The sequence below is a fragment of the Pseudomonas sp. JV241A genome (assembly GCF_900275665.1).
Classification (GTDB): domain Bacteria; phylum Pseudomonadota; class Gammaproteobacteria; order Pseudomonadales; family Pseudomonadaceae; genus Aquipseudomonas; species Aquipseudomonas wadenswilerensis.
This window is the reverse complement of the sequence record NZ_OPYO01000002.1, coordinates 140,566-159,734: the sequence shown is the minus strand read 5'-3', so window position 1 is coordinate 159,734 and position 19,169 is coordinate 140,566. Positions and strand designations below refer to the sequence as shown.

General features: G+C 63.0%; 22 protein-coding genes. 13 read left to right on the top strand and 9 right to left on the bottom strand.

Annotated elements, in window-relative coordinates; translation table 11 throughout:
- Window positions 1–160 precede the first annotated feature (160 nt).
- From JV241A_RS00820 to rpmE, 3 genes are all read right to left on the bottom strand, one after another.
- Window positions 161–1,429 carry a malic enzyme-like NAD(P)-binding protein gene (locus JV241A_RS00820; protein ID WP_115089391.1) on the bottom strand — a complete coding sequence of 423 codons (1,269 nt, stop codon included), beginning with the start codon at window positions 1,427–1,429 and terminating at the stop codon, window positions 161–163.
- 178 nt (window positions 1,430–1,607) lie between these two features.
- Entirely contained in the window at window positions 1,608–2,429 is an 822-nt protein-coding gene (locus JV241A_RS00815) for a thermonuclease family protein (RefSeq protein WP_134061201.1), read from the bottom strand.
- 2 nt (window positions 2,430–2,431) lie between these two features.
- A complete protein-coding gene (gene rpmE / locus JV241A_RS00810) occupies window positions 2,432–2,647 on the bottom strand; it encodes a 50S ribosomal protein L31 (protein WP_010222223.1) in 216 nt (71 codons plus the stop codon).
- Window positions 2,648–2,818: 171 nt separating this feature from the next.
- On the opposite strand from rpmE, the gene JV241A_RS00805 reads away from it, so the two are divergent.
- The 3 genes from JV241A_RS00805 (at window position 2,819) to JV241A_RS00795 (ending at window position 7,627) form a co-directional block, all read left to right on the top strand.
- Entirely contained in the window at window positions 2,819–5,038 is a 2,220-nt protein-coding gene (locus JV241A_RS00805; RefSeq protein WP_134061200.1) for a primosomal protein N', read from the top strand.
- A gap of 161 nt (window positions 5,039–5,199) precedes the next feature.
- The gene (gene argS / locus JV241A_RS00800) at window positions 5,200–6,936 is read left to right on the top strand and encodes an arginine--tRNA ligase (protein ID WP_134061199.1); all 1,737 of its coding nucleotides are present in this window, start codon (window positions 5,200–5,202) and stop codon (window positions 6,934–6,936) included.
- Window position 6,937: 1 nt separating this feature from the next.
- Window positions 6,938–7,627: an SPOR domain-containing protein gene (locus JV241A_RS00795; RefSeq protein WP_038997644.1), complete on the top strand. Its 690-nt coding sequence runs from the start codon at window positions 6,938–6,940 to the stop codon at window positions 7,625–7,627.
- A gap of 48 nt (window positions 7,628–7,675) precedes the next feature.
- Here the strand turns inward: JV241A_RS00795 and JV241A_RS00790 are convergent, their stop codons facing one another.
- Window positions 7,676–8,095: a TM2 domain-containing protein gene (locus JV241A_RS00790; RefSeq protein WP_115089394.1), complete on the bottom strand. Its 420-nt coding sequence runs from the start codon at window positions 8,093–8,095 to the stop codon at window positions 7,676–7,678.
- A 247-nt stretch (window positions 8,096–8,342) separates the two neighbouring features.
- On the opposite strand from JV241A_RS00790, the gene JV241A_RS00785 reads away from it, so the two are divergent.
- Complete coding sequence (locus JV241A_RS00785; RefSeq protein WP_115089395.1) at window positions 8,343–8,978, top strand: C40 family peptidase; 636 nt, start codon at window positions 8,343–8,345, stop codon at window positions 8,976–8,978.
- Here JV241A_RS00785 and JV241A_RS00780 read toward each other — a convergent pair.
- Window positions 8,975–10,003 carry a type IV pilus twitching motility protein PilT gene (locus tag JV241A_RS00780; RefSeq protein WP_115089396.1) on the bottom strand — a complete coding sequence of 343 codons (1,029 nt, stop codon included), beginning with the start codon at window positions 10,001–10,003 and terminating at the stop codon, window positions 8,975–8,977. The genes JV241A_RS00785 and JV241A_RS00780 overlap by 4 nt on opposite strands.
- Before the next feature lie 66 nt (window positions 10,004–10,069).
- Here JV241A_RS00780 and JV241A_RS00775 point away from each other — a divergent pair, with 66 nt between their 5' ends.
- From JV241A_RS00775 to JV241A_RS00735, 9 genes are all read left to right on the top strand, one after another.
- Window positions 10,070–10,756, top strand: a complete 687-nt coding sequence (locus JV241A_RS00775; protein WP_115089397.1) for a YggS family pyridoxal phosphate-dependent enzyme — start codon at window positions 10,070–10,072, stop codon at window positions 10,754–10,756.
- A 38-nt stretch (window positions 10,757–10,794) separates the two neighbouring features.
- Window positions 10,795–11,613, top strand: coding sequence for a pyrroline-5-carboxylate reductase (gene proC, locus JV241A_RS00770; RefSeq protein ID WP_115089398.1), 819 nt, complete (start codon window positions 10,795–10,797; stop codon window positions 11,611–11,613).
- Window positions 11,614–11,623: 10 nt separating this feature from the next.
- Entirely contained in the window at window positions 11,624–12,214 is a 591-nt protein-coding gene (locus JV241A_RS00765; protein WP_115089399.1) for a YggT family protein, read from the top strand.
- Between the two features lie 165 nt (window positions 12,215–12,379).
- Window positions 12,380–13,519 (top strand): homoserine O-acetyltransferase, encoded by a 1,140-nt coding sequence (locus tag JV241A_RS00760; RefSeq protein ID WP_115089400.1) that lies wholly within the window; start codon window positions 12,380–12,382, stop codon window positions 13,517–13,519.
- Between the two features lie 7 nt (window positions 13,520–13,526).
- Window positions 13,527–14,147 carry a methionine biosynthesis protein MetW gene (gene metW, locus JV241A_RS00755; protein WP_038997652.1) on the top strand — a complete coding sequence of 207 codons (621 nt, stop codon included), beginning with the start codon at window positions 13,527–13,529 and terminating at the stop codon, window positions 14,145–14,147.
- A 24-nt stretch (window positions 14,148–14,171) separates the two neighbouring features.
- Complete coding sequence (locus tag JV241A_RS00750; RefSeq protein WP_115089401.1) at window positions 14,172–14,606, top strand: DUF4426 domain-containing protein; 435 nt, start codon at window positions 14,172–14,174, stop codon at window positions 14,604–14,606.
- A complete protein-coding gene (rdgB, locus tag JV241A_RS00745; RefSeq protein WP_045193965.1) occupies window positions 14,603–15,199 on the top strand; it encodes an RdgB/HAM1 family non-canonical purine NTP pyrophosphatase in 597 nt (198 codons plus the stop codon). The genes JV241A_RS00750 and rdgB overlap by 4 nt, the downstream gene beginning before the upstream one ends.
- The gene (gene hemW, locus JV241A_RS00740) at window positions 15,196–16,410 is read left to right on the top strand and encodes a radical SAM family heme chaperone HemW (protein ID WP_134061198.1); all 1,215 of its coding nucleotides are present in this window, start codon (window positions 15,196–15,198) and stop codon (window positions 16,408–16,410) included. The genes rdgB and hemW overlap by 4 nt, the downstream gene beginning before the upstream one ends.
- A gap of 9 nt (window positions 16,411–16,419) precedes the next feature.
- Entirely contained in the window at window positions 16,420–16,743 is a 324-nt protein-coding gene (locus tag JV241A_RS00735) for a DUF3392 domain-containing protein (RefSeq protein ID WP_010222202.1), read from the top strand.
- Window positions 16,744–16,881: 138 nt separating this feature from the next.
- Here JV241A_RS00735 and trmB read toward each other — a convergent pair whose 3' ends face one another.
- The 4 genes from trmB to JV241A_RS00715 all read right to left on the bottom strand — a co-directional run bounded on the left by trmB (window position 16,882) and on the right by JV241A_RS00715 (window position 19,130).
- Window positions 16,882–17,604, bottom strand: coding sequence for a tRNA (guanosine(46)-N7)-methyltransferase TrmB (gene trmB / locus JV241A_RS00730; protein WP_134061197.1), 723 nt, complete (start codon window positions 17,602–17,604; stop codon window positions 16,882–16,884).
- Between the two features lie 9 nt (window positions 17,605–17,613).
- A complete protein-coding gene (locus tag JV241A_RS00725; protein WP_115089404.1) occupies window positions 17,614–18,408 on the bottom strand; it encodes a thiazole synthase in 795 nt (264 codons plus the stop codon).
- Window positions 18,409–18,456: 48 nt separating this feature from the next.
- Entirely contained in the window at window positions 18,457–18,657 is a 201-nt protein-coding gene (gene thiS, locus JV241A_RS00720) for a sulfur carrier protein ThiS (RefSeq protein ID WP_010222198.1), read from the bottom strand.
- Between the two features lie 101 nt (window positions 18,658–18,758).
- Window positions 18,759–19,130, bottom strand: a complete 372-nt coding sequence (locus tag JV241A_RS00715; RefSeq protein ID WP_010222197.1) for a DUF423 domain-containing protein — start codon at window positions 19,128–19,130, stop codon at window positions 18,759–18,761.
- Window positions 19,131–19,169 lie beyond the last annotated feature (39 nt).

The window sequence follows — 19,169 nt, the reverse complement described above, 5'->3', positions numbered from 1 at the left end:
CATCGCCGGCAACGCCGGCTCCCACAATCACGCTGCATACGCTGAACCTGTGGGAGCTGGCCTTGCCAGCGATGATGCCAACACCCACCCACAGACGATCCCCCACAAAAAAGCCCCGACTCTCGCGAGCCGGGGCTTTTGGTTACAACGCTACAACAGCTTAGCCGTTGAACACGTCATCCACGCTTTTCAGCGGGTAGTTCTTCGGATACGGCAGGGTCGCTACGCCAGTCTCGATTGCGGCCTTGGCCACGGCATCGGAAACGACGGTGATCAGACGGGCATCCATTGGCTTCGGAATGATGTACTCACGGCCAAATTCCAGGGCGTCGACGCCGTAGGCTGCGCAAACTTCCTTCGGCACTGGCAGCTTGGCCAGGTCTTTCAGGGCGTTGGCGGCGGCGATCTTCATTTCTTCGTTGATGCGCTTGGCGCGAACGTCCAGGGCACCGCGGAAAATGAACGGGAAGCCCAGTACGTTGTTGACCTGGTTCGGGTAGTCGGAACGACCGGTGGCCATGATCACGTCATCACGGGTGGCGTGAGCCAGCTCCGGGGAGATCTCTGGGTCAGGGTTGGAGCAGGCGAACACGATCGGGTTCGGCGCCATCGACTTCAGGCCTTCAGCGCTCAGCAGGTTCGGGCCGGACAGGCCGACGAACACGTCAGCGCCTTGCAGGGCATCAGCCAGGGTGCGCTTGTCGGTAGCGTGGGCGAACACTGCCTTGTACTGGTTCAGGTCGTCACGGCCAGCGTGGATCACGCCAGTACGGTCAACCATGAAGATGTTCTCGATCTGTGCGCCCATGCTCACCAGCAGCTTCATGCAGGAGATGGCGGCAGCACCGGCGCCCAGGCAGACGATCTTGGCGTCGGCCAGGTTTTTGCCAGCGATTTCCAGGGCGTTGATCATGCCGGCGGCGGTAACGATCGCGGTGCCGTGCTGGTCATCGTGGAATACCGGGATGTCGCACTGTTCGATCAGCGCGCGCTCGATTTCAAAGCACTCTGGCGCCTTGATGTCTTCGAGGTTGATGCCGCCGAAGGTGATGGAAATGCGCTTGACGGTGTCGATGAAGGCCTGCGGACTCTCGGAGTCGACTTCGATGTCGAACACGTCGATACCGGCGAAACGCTTGAACAGAACGCCCTTGCCTTCCATGACCGGCTTGGACGCCAGTGGGCCGAGGTTACCCAGGCCGAGGATGGCGGTGCCGTCGGAAATGACTGCTACCAGATTGCCCTTGCCGGTGTACTTGTACGCCAGCTCTGCATCGCGAGCAATTTCGCGTACCGGCTCAGCAACGCCTGGGCTATAGGCCAGCGCCAGGTCGCGAGCAGTCGCGGTAGGTTTGGTGAGCTCGACGCTCAGTTTCCCCGGACGAGGCTGAGCATGATATTCGAGAGCGGCGGTTTTCAGATCTGACATGGTGGGCATTCCGCTATTTACTGTTCTGACGGACCGCCGAGGATACGCAAAGAGCAAAGGGCCGACAAGACTGGTCGGTCACTTGTGTCAAGGCCTTTAACCTACGACTTTCCGCCAAGAGCCGCAGTCTGCAAGGGTTTCGATGTGTACAATCGAAATTAAAAATGTAGACAATTTTTTATCTTTCGACCCTTTCCAGCATCGAAGGATCGGTCAGCGGTAGCAACCAGCGCTGCTGACCAGGCTTCAGGCCACCTTTGCGGGAACGATCCAGCACCCAACCGCGGGCTTCGATGTGCCGACCTTTCAGATCAGTAAAGAAGGAAGAGGGGAAATTGCGCTGCAGGCGCGCCGGCACCTGGAGCACCAGAGAATCGTCAATTTCGATCCAGATACCACCGCGATTGCGCTCGATATCCATCACCTTTCCACTTATCAGTGCAAAGCCAGACTGGCGCAACTCGCTTGCCGGGGTCTGTGGCGCTTGCCGCCACAGGCCCTTGCCGGCCTGACGAGCGGCGCGCTCGGCCTGCTCCTGGCAGACTGTCAGTGAGACGTTTGGCGCCACCGCAACCCGGTAACCAAGGCCTTCACTGAGCAGTTGTGCTTCGAAATTGTCGCCAGAGCGGCCGTAGACATGCGCCAGAGTGCGGCCGTATTTGTCCCGCGCCTCGACCCCGGGAACCAGGCCAACCTGGCCGCCACTGGCCTTGACCAGGGCCTGCAAGCGTTGGCGTGCGGCCTCGGCGAAGGCTTCACTGGTGCGACCCTTGCGACCGATTTCCGGTGCATTGATGCCGATCAAGCGAACGCTGCGACCATCATTCAGACGCAAGGTATCGCCGTCGACCACCTGACGCACGCTGACGACCTGCGCATCGACGGGTGCCGTGCAGAACGCCAGGGCCGGCAACTGCCAAATCGCGCCCATAAAAAAGGCGCCCGCGAGGGACGCCTTTTTCAGCAGCAATGCCAAACCCATGGGGCCAGCTTCGCGCAATCTTACTTCTTGGCACCGAACATGCCGAAGCGATCGGCGAACTTCTGTACGCGGCCGCCGGTGTCCAGGACCTTCTGCTTACCGGTGTAGAACGGGTGGCAGAGGTTGCAAACGTCGATCGGCAGGGCCTTGGCCAGAGTCGAACGAGTTTCGAATTTGTTACCGCAGCTGCAGGTAACTTCTACAGCTTCGTATACCGGATGGATATCGGCTTTCATGGTGTTTCCTCAGTGCTGACGTGCCGCCACTCAACACCATTGTTGAATACCGCACGCAAAATAGGGTCGGAATAATACCAGAGCAAACAGCCAACGCAAGTTGTCGCTTACACCGGCGGTCGTCTGCTAGGCTCGCCGGACCCTGGAATTCCCCTGCAGAGAACCTTTCGCGTGTCCGACGTCATTCTACGCCTTGCCCTGCCCTCGCCCCTGCGGCGGCTGTTCGACTACAGGGCACCGGCGAGCATGGCGCGCCAGGCACTGACCCCGGGCATGCGTATTCGCGTACCGTTCGGTCGACGCGAGATGATCGGCATCCTCATCGAAATCAGCGAAACCAGCGAGGTACCGGCCGACAAGCTGAAGCCGGCCATTGCCCTGCTCGACCCGGTGTCGCCACTGCCGCCGGCACTGTTCAAGTTGTGCCTGTGGACCGCGCAGTATTATCAGCACAGCCTCGGCGACACCCTTAGCTGGGCGCTGCCGGTGCTGCTGCGCCAGGGCGAGCCGGCCGAGGCGCGCCAGGAGCGATTCTGGCAAGTGGCCCCGGGGGCACGCCTGGACGACCCGCGCATCACCCGCGCGCCACGGCAACGCGAAGCCCTGGCGACCCTGGCGCAGCACCCCCACGGCGTGGCCCACACACTGCTGAGCAAACTGATGCTGAGCAAGGACAGCCTCGACCTGCTGCTGGCCAAGGAGCTGGTTCAGGTTGAAGTACGCCGCCACCTGCCCCAGGAGCGTCACGAACACTGGCTGGCGCAGCCGGAGCTGCCACTGAACGACGAGCAGCGCGCTGCCTTCAACGCCGTGCGTTCGGGCTTTGACAGCTTTCATGCCTTTTTATTGGCCGGGGTCACCGGCAGCGGCAAGACCGAGGTCTACCTGCAGTTGATCCGCGAAACCCTGGAAGCCGGCAAGCAAGCGCTGATCCTGATCCCGGAGATCAACCTCGGGCCGCAAACCCTGGCGCGCTTCGAGCAGCGTTTCAACGCGCGCATCGCCTTGCTGCACTCGGCGGTCAACGACCGCGAGCGCCTGGATGCCTGGCTGGCCGCCCGTGACGGTGAAGCCGACATCATCATCGGCACCCGTTCGGCACTGTTCACACCGATGAAAAACCCGGGGCTGATCATCATCGATGAAGAGCACGACGGCTCGTACAAACAGCAGGAAGGCCTGCGCTACCACGCCCGCGACCTGGCGCTGGTACGCGCGCGCCAGGAGAACATCCCGATCCTGCTGGGCTCGGCCACGCCTTCGCTGGAGAGCCTGCACAACGCCCACAGCGGCCGCTACGGCCTGCTGCACCTGCACCAGCGCGCTGGCGGCGCCCAGCAGCCACGCTTCTTGCGCCTGGATGTAAAAAGCCGGCCGCTGGACAGCGGCATCAGCGGTCCGATGCAGCAAGCCATTGGCCAGACCCTGGCTGCCGGCCAGCAAGTACTGGTGTTCCTCAACCGCCGCGGCTTTGCCCCGACACTGCTGTGCCATGACTGCGGCTGGATGTCCGAATGCCCGCGCTGCGATGCACGGATGACCGTGCACCAGCGCTCCAACGAGCTGCGCTGCCACCACTGCGGCTATGACGAGCGGGTGCCGCGCCAGTGCCCGCAGTGCAACAAGGTCGACCTGCGCCCGGTCGGCGCCGGTACCGAGCGCGCCGAAGAGCGCCTGAGCATTCTCTTTCCGGATTACCCGGTACTGCGCGTTGACCGCGACAGCACCTCGCGCAAGGATGCGATGAACCAGTTGTTCGCCACCGTCCAGCGCGGCCAGCCGTGCATCCTGGTCGGCACCCAGATGCTCGCCAAGGGGCATCACTTTCCGCGGGTGACCCTGGTGTCGATCCTCGATGCCGACGGCGGACTGTTCTCCGGCGATTTTCGCGCCAGCGAGCGCATGGCGCAGATGATCGTCCAGGTCGCCGGCCGGGCCGGGCGCGCCGAAGAGCCGGGCAAGGTGATCATCCAGACCCACCTGGCCGACCATCCTTTATTGGTGCAACTGACCGAACAAGGCTACTTCGCCTTTGCCGAACAGGCCTTGAGCGAGCGCCGCGCCGCCGGTTTGCCGCCTTTCGCGCACCTGGCCCTGCTGCGCGCTGAAGCGCACAAGCCAGGGCAAGCCGAGGGTTTTCTCGATGAAGCCTGCAGCGCCGCCGAGCAGTTGCTGGCCGAACAGAACTTGCACGGTATCGAGCTGCTCGGCCCGGTACCGGCACCCATGGAGCGCCGTGCCGGGCGGTTTCGTGCGCAATTGTTGCTCCAGGCCAATGCCCGGGCACCTTTGCATCGACTGATCAGCGCCTGGTTGCTAGTGTTGGAGCAGATGCCGTCCGGGCGGCAGGTGCGTTGGTCGCTGGATGTCGATCCGGTGGATTTGTACTGATCCATCGCGGGGCAAGCCCGCTCCTACACATCCCTGTAGGAGCGGGCTTGCCCCGCGATAGCGCCCCAAAGGTTGGCAACCTCGCCCCGGCAACGGATAATGTCCAGTTTTTCCACCTGCGCATCGAAGCGCCGCCGCGCTTGCGGTCGAAAGAGAAGCCCATGAAAGACACCATTCGCCAGCTGATCCAGCAAGCCCTCACCCAACTCGTCACCGACGGTGTGCTGCCTGAAGGGCTGACGCCGGCGATCCAGGTGGAGAACGCCCGGGACAAGACCCACGGCGACTTCGCCAGCAACATCGCGATGATGCTGGCCAAGCCGGCCGGCATGAAGCCGCGCGACCTGGCCGAGAAGCTCATCGCCGCCCTGCCTGCCGACGAGCAGGTCAGCAAGGTCGAGATTGCCGGCCCGGGCTTTCTCAACTTCTTCCAGAATACCCAGGCCCTGGCCTCGCGCCTGGATGCGGCCCTGGCCGACGCCAAGCTGGGCGTGAAGAAAGCCGGCCCGCAGCAGAAGGTGGTGGTCGACCTGTCGGCACCGAACCTGGCCAAGGAGATGCACGTCGGCCACCTGCGCTCGACCATCATCGGTGACGCCGTGTCGCGCGTGCTGGAGTTCCTCGGCGATGACGTGATCCGTCAGAACCACGTTGGCGACTGGGGCACCCAGTTCGGCATGCTGATGGCCTATCTGCAGGAAAACCCGATCACCAGCGACGAGCTGTCGGACCTGGAAAACTTCTACCGCGCAGCGAAAAAGCGCTTCGACGAATCCGAAGAGTTCGCCGACCGTGCCCGTGGCCTGGTGGTCAAGCTGCAAGCCGGCGACCCGGAATGCCTGAAGCTGTGGACTCGCTTCAAGGACATCTCGCTGTCGCACTGCCAGAAGACCTACGAGCTGCTCAACGTCAAACTGACCATGGCTGACGTCATGGGCGAAAGCGCCTACAACGATGACCTGGCCAATGTCGTCAACGACCTCAAGGCCAAGGGCCTGCTGGTCGAAAGCAAGGGCGCCCAGTGCGTGTTCCTTGAAGAGTTCAAGACCGCCGAAGGCGAGCCATTGCCGGTCATCGTGCAGAAAGCCGACGGCGGCTACCTGTATGCCACCACCGACCTCGCTGCCGTGCGCTACCGCAGCAACGTACTCAAGGCCGACCGCGCCCTGTACTTCGTCGACCAGCGCCAGGCCCTGCACTTCAACCAGGTGTTCGAAGTGGCCCGCCGCGCCGGTTTCGTCGGCCACCCGATGCACATGGAACACATGGGCTTTGGCACCATGAACGGCGCCGACGGCCGTCCGTTCAAGACCCGCGACGGCGGCACGGTGAAGCTGATCGACCTGCTCACCGAAGCCAAGGAACGTGCCTACGCCCTGGTCAAGGAGAAAAACCCTGAGCTGCCCGAGGCCGACCTGCGCGCCATTGGCGAAGTCGTCGGGATTGGCGCGGTGAAGTACGCCGACCTGTCCAAGCACCGCACCAGCGACTACAGCTTCAACTTCGAACTGATGCTCAATTTCGAAGGCAACACCGCGCCTTACCTGCTGTACGCCTACACCCGCGTTGCCGGTGTGTTCCGCAAGCTGGGCAAGAGCTTCGACGAAGTCGACGGCCAGATCATCCTGCAAGCACCACAGGAGCAGGACCTGGCTGCACGCCTGGCGCAGTTCGGCGAGATCCTCAACAACGTTGCCGAAAAAGGTACCCCGCACGTGCTGTGCGCCTACCTGTACGACGTTGCCGGCCTGTTCTCCAGCTTCTACGAGAACTGCCCGATCCTCGGCGCCGACACCCCTGAACAGCAGCAGAGCCGCCTGCGTCTGGCGGCCCTGACCGGTCGTACCCTCAAGCAAGGTCTGGAACTGCTCGGCCTGGAAACCCTGGAGCGCATGTAAGTTGGCTGCCAAGAAAAAACCTGCACCCAAGCGCGGCGCCAGCCGCTATCAGGCACCTGCCAAGCAACCGATCCCGGGCTGGCTGTGGCTGGCAATCGGCCTGTCGGTGGGCGCCTTTGTCGTTTTCCTGATGAAGCTCGAGCCGGGCAACGGCGAGGTCAAGCGTACCAAGCCCGAGCAACAGAAGGCCGAGAAGGTCGCCGAAGCCAACAAAACCGCACCCAGCCCGCAGCAGCCGGTGAAGCCGAAGTACGACTTCTATACCCTGCTGCCGGAATCGGAAGTGATCGTGCCGCCTGAAGCGGTACCGGAGAAAACCCCGCCGGTGCCGGCGCAACCTCCGGTCACCCCGGCGGAAGCGGCGAAGATCGACACCGCCCGCGCCCAGGCAGCGCTGATGGGGCAGACGCCACCGCCAGCACCACCGGTGATCAAGCCGGCGGCCACCACCCAGTTCTTCCTGCAGGCCGGTTCGTTCCGCAAGCAGGCCGATGCCGACAAGGTCCGCGCGCAGATCATCCTGCTCGGCCAGGCGGTCAAGGTGGAGTCCGGTACGGTGAAGGAAGAAACCTGGTACCGCGTGCTGGTCGGCCCGTTCAGCAACCGTGAACAGCTGACCGTGGCGCAGAAGCAACTGGCCGGCAGCGGCTTCAGCAACCTGCTGCTGCAACAGCGCCAGACCCGCCAGTAACCCCGCCCCAAGGCCTTGTCGCAGAGCGCTGCGACAAGGCCTCAGGCTTTAACGCCGCTGGGCGTTGGCCAGTGACACCTGGGTATTGAGCGTCCAGAAGTCATACAGCACCCCGACCAGAAACAGCCCGCCGGTGCACAGGTAGATCAGGCCAGTAATCCACTTGCCCTGGTACATGCGGTGCACGCCAAATATCCCCAGGAAGGTCAGCAGGATCCACGCCAGGCTGTAGTCCAGAGGACCAGGCTGAAAGCGCAGGTCAGCCTCGCGGTCCATTGCCGGAATCAGGAACAGGTCGATCAACCAGCCGATGCCGAGCAGGCCCAGGGTGCAGAACCAGAGGGTACCGGTGACTGGCTTGCCATAGTAGAAGCGGTGCGCCCCGGTGAAGCCGAAAATCCACAGCAGATAGCCGATCACTTTGCTGTGAGTGTCGTGTAACGGACCGCCCTGTTGATAACTGTTCATTCATAGCCCCTGTGGGTTATCGATAAATTTTCTAAAGAAAAATGTGACTTTTCTGTGGCAACCCGACGTGTGGTCATTTGCCATCCCTCCCGCCGCAAACCCCTATCCTGTCTGGCCCGCGCCTTTCCAATGCAGGCCAATCGCCGCTTTTGCCGGTTTCTGGCGCAGCCCGGAATCGACCAACGGATCAAAATTTGATCAAAAAGCTGTTATAAAGTTGCGCGCCAACCCACCTAGAGCCCTGCCTATGCGTCCTTTTTTCAAGACATGGCTGACCATCTGCCTATTATTGCCACTGGCTGCCCACGCCACCAATCGTGAGCAACGGTTACCCAACGGTTTCTCCGGGTACACCTCCAATTCCACTGCTGTGCGTCCACACAAGAACGTCAGCAGCAACCAAGTCCAGCACAGCTCCAAGCGCAGTGCCCGTTCGAGCAGGCCGCTGCCGGTCGCCGCTGCCATGTCGCCACAGCAGAGCAGCGATGTGCTCAGCCGTGCGGTCAACGTGCTCGGCACCCCGTACCGCTGGGGCGGCAGCAGCCCAAGCAAGGGCTTTGACTGCAGCGGCCTGGTCAAGTACGCCTTCAACGACATCGATGAAGTCGACCTGCCACGCACGTCCAACGCCATGGCCAGCGGCCACGGCATCAAGGTCGATCGCAACGACCTCAAGCCCGGCGACCTGATCTTCTTCAACATCAAGAGCCGCCGGGTCAACCATGTGGCCATTTACCTGGGCAACGACCGCTTCATCCATGCGCCGCGCACCGGCAAGCGGGTCAGCATCGACACCCTTGACAAGCCGTACTGGAAAAGCCGTTACGTGGTTGCCAAACGCGTCTTGCCAAAAAGCCAGCAACTGGCCCTGGCCAAGCGCTAGAATCGCCCCGGCGCCCGCTCACGGGCGCTATCTGGGCTGACCAGCCCTCGCCGCACCAGGCCCTGCAGGCAACCGTCCAGGGTCTGCATACCCTGCGCCCCGCCTGTCTGTAGCGCCGAATACAACTGCGCCACCTTGCCCTCTCGGACCAGGTTGCGCACCGCAGGCGTCGCCAGCAGGATCTCGTGGGCCGCCACCCGCCCGCCACCAACACGCTCGACCAACACCTGCGACACCACCGCCTGCAGCGACTCCGCCAGCATCGCGCGCACCAGTTGCTTCTCTTCGGCGGCAAATACATCCACCAGGCGATCGATGGTTTTCGCCGCCGAGCCGGTATGCACCGTGGCCAGCACCAGATGCCCGGTTTCCGCCGCAGTCAGGGCCAGGCGAATGGTCTGCGGGTCGCGTAGCTCACCGAGCATGATCACATCCGGGTCCTGGCGTAACGCGGCACGCAAGGCCTGGGCGAAGCCATGGCTGTGCCGGCCGATCTCGCGCTGGCTGATTCGGCTGCGCTGCGAGCTGTGGATAAACTCGATGGGGTCCTCGAGGGTGACGATATGCAGCGGCCGCTCGCGGTTCAGGTGATCGACCAGGGCCGCCAGGGTAGTTGATTTGCCCGAGCCGGTGGGCCCGGTGACCAGCACCAGCCCGCCCGACAGCTCGGCAATCTGCCGAAATACATCCCCGAGACCGAGGTCAGCCAGGCTGCTGACCTGCGCCGGAATCACCCGCAGTACCGCAGCGGCACCATGCAGTTGCTGGAATGCATTGACCCGAAAGCGCGCCAATGCTGGCACGGCAAAGGCAAAGTCGATATCCAGATGTGTTTCAAAATCCTTTTGCTGCGCCTCGGACATGATCTGACCGAGCATTTCAGCCATGTGGTCCGGCGTCAGCAGCGCCAGCTCCATCGGCCGCAAACGCCCCTCAAGACGCAGCGCCGGCACCTCGCCCGCCGCCAGGTGCAGGTCGGAAGCACCGGCCCGCACTGCCAGCGCCAGCAGTTCAGTCACATCCATGAGACTCCCCAAAGGCCGCCAAGCAGGTAGAATGCCGCAGACCCAAAGAGCCGCTGGCATCGATCAATGTCCACCATAGCAGACAACCTTTCCACGCTCGCCGCACGTATCCGTGCCGCCGCGCTGGCCGCCGGGCGCGAGCCTTCGGCCGTCCAGCTGCTGGCCGTGAGCAAGACCAAACCCGCCGCTGCCGTGCGCGAAGCCTTCGCCGCCGGGGTGCGCGATGTCGGTGAGAACTACCTGCAGGAAGCCCTGAACAAACAGGGCGAATTGACCGACCTGCCCTTGACCTGGCACTTCATCGGCCCCATTCAGTCGAACAAGACTCGTGCAATTGCCGAGCACTTTGACTGGGTACATTCCGTGGACCGCCTGAAAATCGCCCAACGCCTGTCTGAGCAACGCCCCGAGCACCTTGCAGCGCTGAACATCTGCCTGCAGGTCAACGTCAGCGGCGAAGCGAGCAAGTCCGGCTGCACTCCCGAGGAGCTGCCGGCCCTGGCCAGCGCCATTGCCGCGCTGCCACGCCTGCGCCTGCGCGGGTTGATGGCGATTCCCGAGCCAACCGACGACGAGACCGCGCAACTAGCTGCCTTCGCCCGGGTTCGCCAGTTGCAGGCGAGCCTTGGCCTGGAACTCGACACCCTGTCCATGGGCATGAGCCATGACCTGGAAGCCGCGATTGCCCAGGGCGCGACCTGGGTGCGTATCGGCACCGCGCTGTTCGGTGCCCGCGACTACGGCCAGCCCTGACCCATGCTTTTTCCCTATTTCCCTATCAAGGACCTGACATGAGCAAGACTCGTATTGCCTTTATCGGCGCCGGCAACATGGCTGCCAGCCTGATCGGCGGCCTGCGTGCCCAGGGCCTGGAAGCTTCGCAGATCCGCGCCAGCGATCCGGGCGCCGAGCAGCGGGCGAAAATCCATGCCGAGCACGGCATCGAGATGTTCGCTGACAACGCCCAGGCCATCGAAGGTGCCGATGTGGTGGTCTTGGCGGTCAAGCCACAGGCGATGAAAGCCGTGTGCGAAGCCCTCAAACCCAGCCTCAAGCCCGAGCAGCTGGTGGTCTCGATTGCCGCCGGGATCACCTGCGCGAGCATGAACAACTGGCTCGGCACCCAACCGATCGTGCGTTGCATGCCCAACACCCCGGCGCTGCTGCGCCAAGGCGTCAGCGGCCTGTTCGCCACCGCCCAGGTTTCGCCGGCCCAGCGCCAGCAGGCCGAGCAACTGCTGTCGGCCGTGGGCATCGCCCTGTGGCTGGACACCGAACAACAGCTCGATGCGGTGACTGCCGTGTCCGGCAGTGGCCCGGCGTACTTCTTCCTGCTGATCGAGGCCATGACCGCCGCCGGCGAAAAACTCGGCCTGCCACGGGAAACCGCCGCCAAGCTGACCCTGCAAACCGCCCTGGGCGCGGCACACATGGCCGTCAACAGCGATGTCGACGCCGCCGAACTGCGCCGCCGGGTAACCTCGCCGGCCGGCACCACGGAAGCGGCGATCAAGTCGTTCCAGGCCAATGGATTCGAAGCGCTGGTGGAACAGGCGCTGGGTGCCGCTGCGCACCGCTCGGCCGAAATGGCCGAACAACTGGGCAACTAAGGAGCCGAAGATGATCGGATTGAACACCGCTGCAATCTATGTGCTGCAGACCCTCGGCAGCCTGTACCTGCTGATCGTGGTCCTGCGCTTTGTCCTGCAACTGGTGCGCGCGGACTTCTACAACCCGCTCAGCCAGTTCGCCGTACGCGCCACCCAACCGCTGCTCAAGCCTATGCGCCGGGTGATCCCGAGCCTGTTCGGCCTGGACATGTCGTCGCTGCTGCTGGCGATCATCATCCAACTGCTGGTGATGGGCCTGACCCTGCTGCTGGCCTACGGCACCACTGGCAACCCGCTGCAACTGCTGGTCTGGTCGATCATTGGCGTGACCTCGCTGTTTTTGAAGATTTTCTTCTTCGCCCTGATCATCAGCGTGATCCTCTCGTGGGTCGCGCCGGGCAGCCATAACCCGGGCGCCGAGCTGATCAACCAGATCTGCGATCCGTTCCTCGCGCCGTTCCGCCGTATCCTGCCGAACCTGGGCGGCCTGGATATCTCGCCGATCCTGGCGTTCATGGCGCTCAAACTGATCGACATGCTGGTGATCAACAACCTGGCGGCGATGAGCGGGATGCCGGAGATTCTGCGTCTGCTGGTCTGATCGGTAACCGCAGCGCCCCTATCGCTGGCAAGCCAGCTCCCACAAGGTTCTCAACAACCTGTGGGAGCTGGCTTGCCAGCGATGTTTTTCAAGCCTTGGCACATTGCTTGCCGCCCACCCCGGTGGTCTTTAGACTTACGCCTCATTCAAGCGTGAGCAGGGTCGATGTCCACTGTCTTTCCCGAAGATTCGGTCGGTCTGGTAACACCGCAACTGGCACAGTTCAGCGAGCCGCTGGCGCTGGCCTGCGGTCGCTCGCTGGCCACCTATGAACTGATCTACGAAACCTACGGCACGCTCAACAGCAAGGCCAGCAACGCCGTGCTGATCTGTCATGCGCTGTCCGGCCATCACCATGCCGCCGGCTACCACAGCCCCGACGACCGCAAGCCGGGCTGGTGGGACAGCTGCATCGGCCCCGGCAAGCCGATCGATACCAATCGTTTCTTCGTGGTCAGCCTCAACAACCTCGGCGGCTGCAACGGCAGCACCGGCCCCAGCAGCATCAACCCGCTCACCGGCAAGCCCTACGGCGCCGATTTCCCGGTCCTGACCGTGGAAGACTGGGTGCACAGCCAGGCGCGCCTGGCCGATCGCCTGGGCATCCAGCAATGGGCTGCGGTGGTTGGCGGCAGCCTGGGCGGCATGCAGGCGCTGCAGTGGACCATCACTTACCCGGATCGCGTGCGTCACTGCCTGGACATCGCCTCGGCACCCAAGCTCTCGGCGCAGAACATCGCTTTCAACGAGGTCGCGCGCCAGGCCATCCTCACCGACCCGGAATTCCACGGCGGCTCGTTCCAGGACCAGGGTGTGATCCCCAAGCGCGGCCTGATGCTGGCACGCATGGTCGGGCACATCACCTACCTGTCCGACGACTCCATGGGTGAGAAATTCGGCCGCGAGCTGAAAAGCGACAAGCTCAACTACGACTTCCACAGCGTCGAGTTCCAGGTCGAAAGCTACCTGCGCTATCAAGGCGAGGAGTTCTCCGGCCGTTTCGACGCCAACACCTACCTGCTGATGACCAAGGCGCTGGACTACTTCGACCCGGCCGCCAGCCACGGCGGTGACCTGGCGGCGACCCTGGCCCCTGTCACGGCGGACTACTGCGTGATGTCGTTCACCACCGATTGGCGCTTTTCCCCGGCGCGTTCGCGGGAGATCGTCGACGCGCTGATCGCCGCCCGCAAAAACGTCTGTTACCTGGATATCGACTCGCCCTATGGCCACGATGCCTTCCTGATCCCGACCCCGCGCTACATCACGGGTTTCACGAACTACATGAACCGCATCGTCTGCTGAGGACCCTATGAGAGCCGACCTGGAAATCATCCAAGACTGGATCCCCGCCGGCAGCCGGGTACTCGACCTCGGCTGCGGTACCGGTGAACTGCTGGCGTCGCTGCGCGACCACAAGCAGGTCGCCGGCTACGGCCTGGAAATCGACCCCGACAACATCGCCCAGTGCGTGGCCAAGGGCGTCAACGTCATCGAGCAGGACCTCGACAAGGGCCTGGGCAACTTCGCCAGCAACAGTTTCGACGTGGTGGTCATGACCCAGGCCCTGCAGGCCGTGGAGTACCCCGACCGGATTCTCGACGAAATGCTCCGCGTCGGCCGCCAGTGCATCATCACCTTCCCCAACTTCGGTCACTGGCGTTGCCGCTGGTACCTGGCGACCAAAGGCCGCATGCCGGTTTCCGACTTCATGCCGTATACCTGGTACAACACGCCGAACATCCACTTCTGCACCTTTGAAGACTTCGAGGCCCTGTGCAGCGAACGCCGCGCCCAGGTCCTCGACCGCCTGGCGGTCGACCATTTGCACCGCCACGGGTGGGCGAGCAAGCTATGGCCTAATCTTCTAGGTGAGATCGGCATTTACCGTGTCAGCAGCCCCGGCCTTACCGAACACAAGGTCGCGGTTTAACCCGCACACCGGAGGAGAACGATCATGGGTCGCTTGTTGAGCTGTTTACTGGTTGCCTGCCTGAGCCTGTCGGCGGTTGCCGCCGATGCCATCAAGGGCGAGCGCAAAGAAGTGTTCGGCGATACCACCGTGCACTACAGCACCTTTATTTCCACCTTTCTGACGCCCGAGACCGCCAAGGCGACTGAACTGGTGCGCAGCAAGAACCAGGGCGTGATCAACGTCTCGGTGATCAAGGCCGGCAAGCCGGTGGTCACCCAGGTCAACGGTACCGTCAAGGACCTGACCAGCAACTCGGTACCGCTGAAGTTCAAGCAGATCACCGAACAAGGCGCGATCTATTACATCGCCCAGTTCCCTGTTGAGCAACAGGAAACCCGTACCTTCACCATCAACGTTGGGGTTAACGGCAAGACCGAAACCATCAGCTTCAACCAAGAGCTTTTCCCAGGCGAATGATGACTTTTCAGCAAATCGTATTGGCCAGCCACAACGCCGGCAAACTCAAGGAACTGCAGGCCATGCTCGGTGACACCGTGCAACTGCGTTCCATTGGCGAATTCAGCAGCGTCGAGCCGGAAGAAACCGGCCTGTCGTTCGTCGAGAACGCCATCCTCAAGGCGCGCAATGCCGCGCGCATTTCCGGCATGCCGGCGCTGGCCGACGACTCGGGCCTGGCTGTGGACTTCCTGGGTGGCGCGCCCGGCATCTATTCGGCACGTTACGCCGACGGTAAAGGCGATGCAGCGAACAACGCCAAATTGCTCGATGTGCTCAAGGACGTTCCGCAAGAACAGCGCGGCGCCCAGTTCGTCTGCGTCCTGGCCCTGGTCCGCCATGCCGACGACCCGCTGCCGATCCTCTGCGAAGGGCTGTGGCATGGTCGCATCCTGACCCAGGCCAGCGGTGAACACGGCTTTGGCTACGACCCGCTGTTCTGGGTGCCGGAGCGCGATTGCTCCAGCGCCGAGCTGAGCCCTGCCGACAAGAACCAGATCAGCCACCGTGCCCGTGCCATGAGCCTGTTGCGTCAACGTCTGGGCCTGGCATGACCAAGCGTTCGCCGGCACAGCCACTGCACCTGGGCGAGGCTGGCTTTTCTTCCCAAGCACCGCGGGCGGCATTGACGCAGTTGCCGCCCCTGGCGCTGTACATCCATATCCCCTGGTGCGTGCGCAAATGCCCGTACTGCGACTTCAACTCCCACGCCGCCACCCCCGAGCTGCCTGAAGAAGCCTACGTCGATGCCTTGCTGGCCGACCTGGACCAGGAACTGGGCGCCGTTTATGGCCGCCCGATCAGCTCGATCTTCTTCGGCGGCGGCACCCCGAGCCTGTTCAGCGCCCGCGCCCTTGGCCGCTTGCTGGTGGGTGTGGAGCAACGCATCCCGTTTGCCAGGGACATCGAGATCACCCTGGAAGCCAACCCCGGAACGTTCGAGCAGGAGAAGTTCAAAGCCTACCGGCAGCTGGGCATCAATCGCCTGTCGATCGGCATCCAGAGCTTCCAGCAGGCCAAGCTCGAAGCCCTGGGCCGCATCCACAACGGTGACGAGGCCATTCGCGCCGCCGACATGGCGCGCAATGCCGGGTTCGACAACTTCAACCTCGACCTGATGCACGGCCTGCCCGACCAGTCGCTGGACGACGCCCTGGGCGACCTGCGCCAGGCCATCGCGCTGAGCCCTACGCACCTGTCCTGGTACCAGCTGACCCTGGAGCCGAACACGGTGTTCTGGAACCAGCCGCCGCTGTTGCCCGAAGACGACATCCTCTGGGACATCCAGGAAGCCGGCCAGGCGCTACTGGCCAGCCACGGCTACGCCCAGTACGAAGTCTCGGCCTACGCCCAGCCCGGCCGCGCCGCCCGCCACAACCTCAACTACTGGAGCTTTGGCGATTTCATCGGCATTGGCGCTGGCGCCCACGGCAAGCTCAGCCACCCCGACGGGCGCATCCTGCGCACCTGGAAGACCCGCCTGCCCAAGGACTACCTGAACCCGGCCAAGGCCTTCAAGGCCGGCGAGAAGCTGCTGCCGGTGGATGAGCTGCCGTTCGAGTTCCTGATGAACGCCCTGCGCCTGACCCAAGGGGTGGAGATCGAGCTGTTCAGCCAGCGCACCGGCTTGCCGCTGGAACAGCTCGCGGCAGCGCGCCGTGAAGCCGAACAAAAAGGGCTTTTGCAGGTCGAACCGACGCGACTGGTCGCTACCGCGCGTGGCCAGTTGTTCCTCAACGACCTGCTGCAGTATTTCTTGACCTAAGGATTGCGAATGGACCTGGTACTCGACCTGCTCTCGACCGTTTCCCGCTGGAGTCGCAGCAACCTGTCGGAGATTTCCCTGGCCTTGGTGGGCTGTTTGCTGGTGCTGTTCGGCACCGACATCAAAGGCTGGGTCGAACAACGCCTGGGCGGCCTTGCAGGCGCCTTGCGCGTGCCATTCATGGCGCTGTTGGTGATGATCGGCAGCGGTGCGGCGCTGATCTATGCCACGCCGTGGGTAGTGAAGGGGCTCGCGCAGTTCAACAACTATGCGTTGGCGCCGGTGTTGCTGATTGTGCTGGTGTTGATTGGCGTGGTTGCTGATCGGCGCTGAAGATCAGGGCGCTTCCAGGGCTGCTTCGCAGCCCATCGCCGGCAAGGCCGGCTCCCACACAGATCTCCTGACAATTTAACACTGCAGGCAATCACAGCACCTGTGGGAGCCGGCCTTGCCGGCGATCGACCGCAAGGTTTACGCCAGCTTCTCGAACTTCAGATCCCACACCCCATGCCCAAGCCGCTCGCCGCGGCGTTCGAACTTGGTGATCGGGCGTTCGGCCGGGCGCTCTACGCACTTGCCGTCTTCGGCCAGGTTGCGATAACCCGGGGCCACGTTCATCACTTCCAGCATGTATTCGGCATAGGGCTCCCAGTCGGTCGCCATATGGAACACGCCGCCCACCTTGAGCTTGCTGCGCACCAGCGCGGCGAATTCCGGCTGAACGATGCGGCGCTTGTGGTGACGGCTCTTGTGCCATGGGTCGGGGAAGAACAGCATCAGCCGGTCGAGGCTGTTGTCAGCCACGCACTTGTTCAGCACTTCAATGGCGTCGCAGTCATACACCCGCAGGTTCTTCAGGCCCTGGGTCAGCACGCCGTTGAGCAGCGCGCCGACACCCGGACGGTGCACTTCGACACCGATGAAGTCCTGCTCCGGTGCGGCAGCAGCCATTTCCAGCAGGGAATGGCCCATGCCGAAACCGATCTCCAGGGTCCGCGGCGCCGAGCGGCCAAAGACCTGGTCGTAGTCCACCGGGCTCTCGGCCAGGGGCAGGATGAACAACGGCCCACCCTGGTCCAGGCCACGCTGCTGGCCTTCGGTCATGCGCCCGGCACGCATCACGAAACTCTTGATGCGGCGGTGTTGGCGCTCTTCGCCTTCGGTGGTGATCGGCGTTTCTTGCGATTCAGTCATCAGGGGCTCTTACTTGATCAGACCATCCAGCGGCGACGAGGCGCTGGCATAGAGTTTTTTCGGCATACGCCCGGCCAGGTAGGCCAGACGGCCAGCGACAATGGCGTGTTTCATGGCTTCGGCCATCATGACCGGCTGTTGTGCGTGAGCAATCGCCGAGTTCATCAGCACCGCCTCACAACCCATTTCCATGGCGATGGTGGCGTCCGATGCGGTACCGACTCCAGCGTCGACCAGCACAGGTACTTTCGATTCTTCGAGGATGATCTGCAGGTTGTACGGGTTGCAGATCCCCAGGCCCGTACCGATCAGACCGGCCAGCGGCATCACTGCGATACAGCCGATTTCGCCCAGCTGACGGGCAATGATCGGATCGTCACTGGTGTAGACCATCACATCGAAACCGTCCTTGACCAGCACTTCGGCGGCCTTGAGGGTCTCGATCACATTAGGGAACAGGGTCTTCTGGTCGGCCAGCACTTCGAGCTTGACCAGGTTGTGGCCATCGAGCAGTTCACGGGCCAGGCGGCAGGTGCGCACGGCTTCGACCGCGTCATAGCAACCCGCAGTGTTCGGCAGGATGGTGTAGCGATCGGGTGGCAGCACGTCGAGCAGGTTCGGTTCGCCCGGGTTCTGACCGATGTTGGTCCGGCGCACGGCCACGGTGACGATCTCGGCACCGGAGGCCTCGATGGCCAGGCGGGTTTCTTCCAGGTCACGGTACTTGCCGGTGCCGACCAGCAGGCGCGACTGGAAGGTACGACCGGCCAGGGTGAAGGGCTTGTCGCTACGAACGTTGCTCATCGGTAATCCTCTTGAAGGTTGAGGGACTTGCAGGTAAATCGCGAAGGCCTAGCCACCGCCAATAGCGTGTACCACTTCAACCTGGTCGCCTTCGTTCAGCGCGGTGCTGTCGTGCTGGCTGCGCGGCACGATGTCCAGGTTGAGTTCGACCGCCACCCGGCGACCCGCCAGGTCAAGCCGGTTGAGCAGGGCCGCGACGCTTTCGCCATCGGGCAATTCGAAAGGTTCACCGTTCAGTTGAATGCGCATGCGCACGGCCGCCATTATTTTTAGGGGCCCGCATTCTAGCCCTGATCAGGGCGCAAACCCAAGGCCGGGCCGCGCCATTCGTCTCGATCCGGACTCGCGGGTCAGCTCAGGCGCCAGGCTGCAAGGCCCAGGCACAGCCATCCGCCGAGAAACGCCAGACCGCCAAAGGGGGTGATGATGCCAAGCTTGCCGATGCCGCTCAGGGTCAGCACATACAGGCTACCGGAAAACAGCAGGATCCCCAGGGCGAACAGACCACCGGCCCAACCGACCAGGCGCCCGGGCAGGTGCACCGAGAGCACGGCCACCGCGAGCAGGGCCAGGGCATGCACCAGCTGGTAGGTCACGCCGGTATGGAAGATCGCCAGGTATTCGCTGCTCAACCGGCCCTTGAGGCCATGGGCGGCAAAGGCCCCCAGGGCCACGCCGGTGAATCCGAAAAATGCCGAGAGCAGCAGAAAGCTACGAAGCATTGGGAAGACTCCTAGTCATCACAGGGTCTGTATAATGGC

Excerpts from the sequence above, each read along its gene's own strand:
- metW (WP_038997652.1), top strand. The coding sequence starts at position 13,527 with ATGAGAGCCGACCTGGAAATCATCCAAGACTGGATCCCCGCCGGCAGC.
- trmB (WP_134061197.1), bottom strand. The coding sequence starts at position 17,604 with ATGACTGAATCGCAAGAAACGCCGATCACCACCGAAGGCGAAGAGCGC.
- rdgB (WP_045193965.1), top strand. The coding sequence starts at position 14,603 with ATGATGACTTTTCAGCAAATCGTATTGGCCAGCCACAACGCCGGCAAA.
- JV241A_RS00775 (WP_115089397.1), top strand. The coding sequence starts at position 10,070 with ATGTCCACCATAGCAGACAACCTTTCCACGCTCGCCGCACGTATCCGT.
- JV241A_RS00820 (WP_115089391.1), bottom strand. The coding sequence starts at position 1,429 with ATGTCAGATCTGAAAACCGCCGCTCTCGAATATCATGCTCAGCCTCGT.
- JV241A_RS00750 (WP_115089401.1), top strand. The coding sequence starts at position 14,172 with ATGGGTCGCTTGTTGAGCTGTTTACTGGTTGCCTGCCTGAGCCTGTCG.
- proC (WP_115089398.1), top strand. The coding sequence starts at position 10,795 with ATGAGCAAGACTCGTATTGCCTTTATCGGCGCCGGCAACATGGCTGCC.
- argS (WP_134061199.1), top strand. The coding sequence starts at position 5,200 with ATGAAAGACACCATTCGCCAGCTGATCCAGCAAGCCCTCACCCAACTC.
- JV241A_RS00760 (WP_115089400.1), top strand. The coding sequence starts at position 12,380 with ATGTCCACTGTCTTTCCCGAAGATTCGGTCGGTCTGGTAACACCGCAA.
- JV241A_RS00765 (WP_115089399.1), top strand. The coding sequence starts at position 11,624 with ATGATCGGATTGAACACCGCTGCAATCTATGTGCTGCAGACCCTCGGC.
- hemW (WP_134061198.1), top strand. The coding sequence starts at position 15,196 with ATGACCAAGCGTTCGCCGGCACAGCCACTGCACCTGGGCGAGGCTGGC.
- rpmE (WP_010222223.1), bottom strand. The coding sequence starts at position 2,647 with ATGAAAGCCGATATCCATCCGGTATACGAAGCTGTAGAAGTTACCTGC.
- JV241A_RS00785 (WP_115089395.1), top strand. The coding sequence starts at position 8,343 with ATGCGTCCTTTTTTCAAGACATGGCTGACCATCTGCCTATTATTGCCA.
- JV241A_RS00725 (WP_115089404.1), bottom strand. The coding sequence starts at position 18,408 with ATGAGCAACGTTCGTAGCGACAAGCCCTTCACCCTGGCCGGTCGTACC.
- JV241A_RS00790 (WP_115089394.1), bottom strand. The coding sequence starts at position 8,095 with ATGAACAGTTATCAACAGGGCGGTCCGTTACACGACACTCACAGCAAA.
- JV241A_RS00780 (WP_115089396.1), bottom strand. The coding sequence starts at position 10,003 with ATGGATGTGACTGAACTGCTGGCGCTGGCAGTGCGGGCCGGTGCTTCC.
- thiS (WP_010222198.1), bottom strand. The coding sequence starts at position 18,657 with ATGCGCATTCAACTGAACGGTGAACCTTTCGAATTGCCCGATGGCGAA.
- JV241A_RS00735 (WP_010222202.1), top strand. The coding sequence starts at position 16,420 with ATGGACCTGGTACTCGACCTGCTCTCGACCGTTTCCCGCTGGAGTCGC.
- JV241A_RS00715 (WP_010222197.1), bottom strand. The coding sequence starts at position 19,130 with ATGCTTCGTAGCTTTCTGCTGCTCTCGGCATTTTTCGGATTCACCGGC.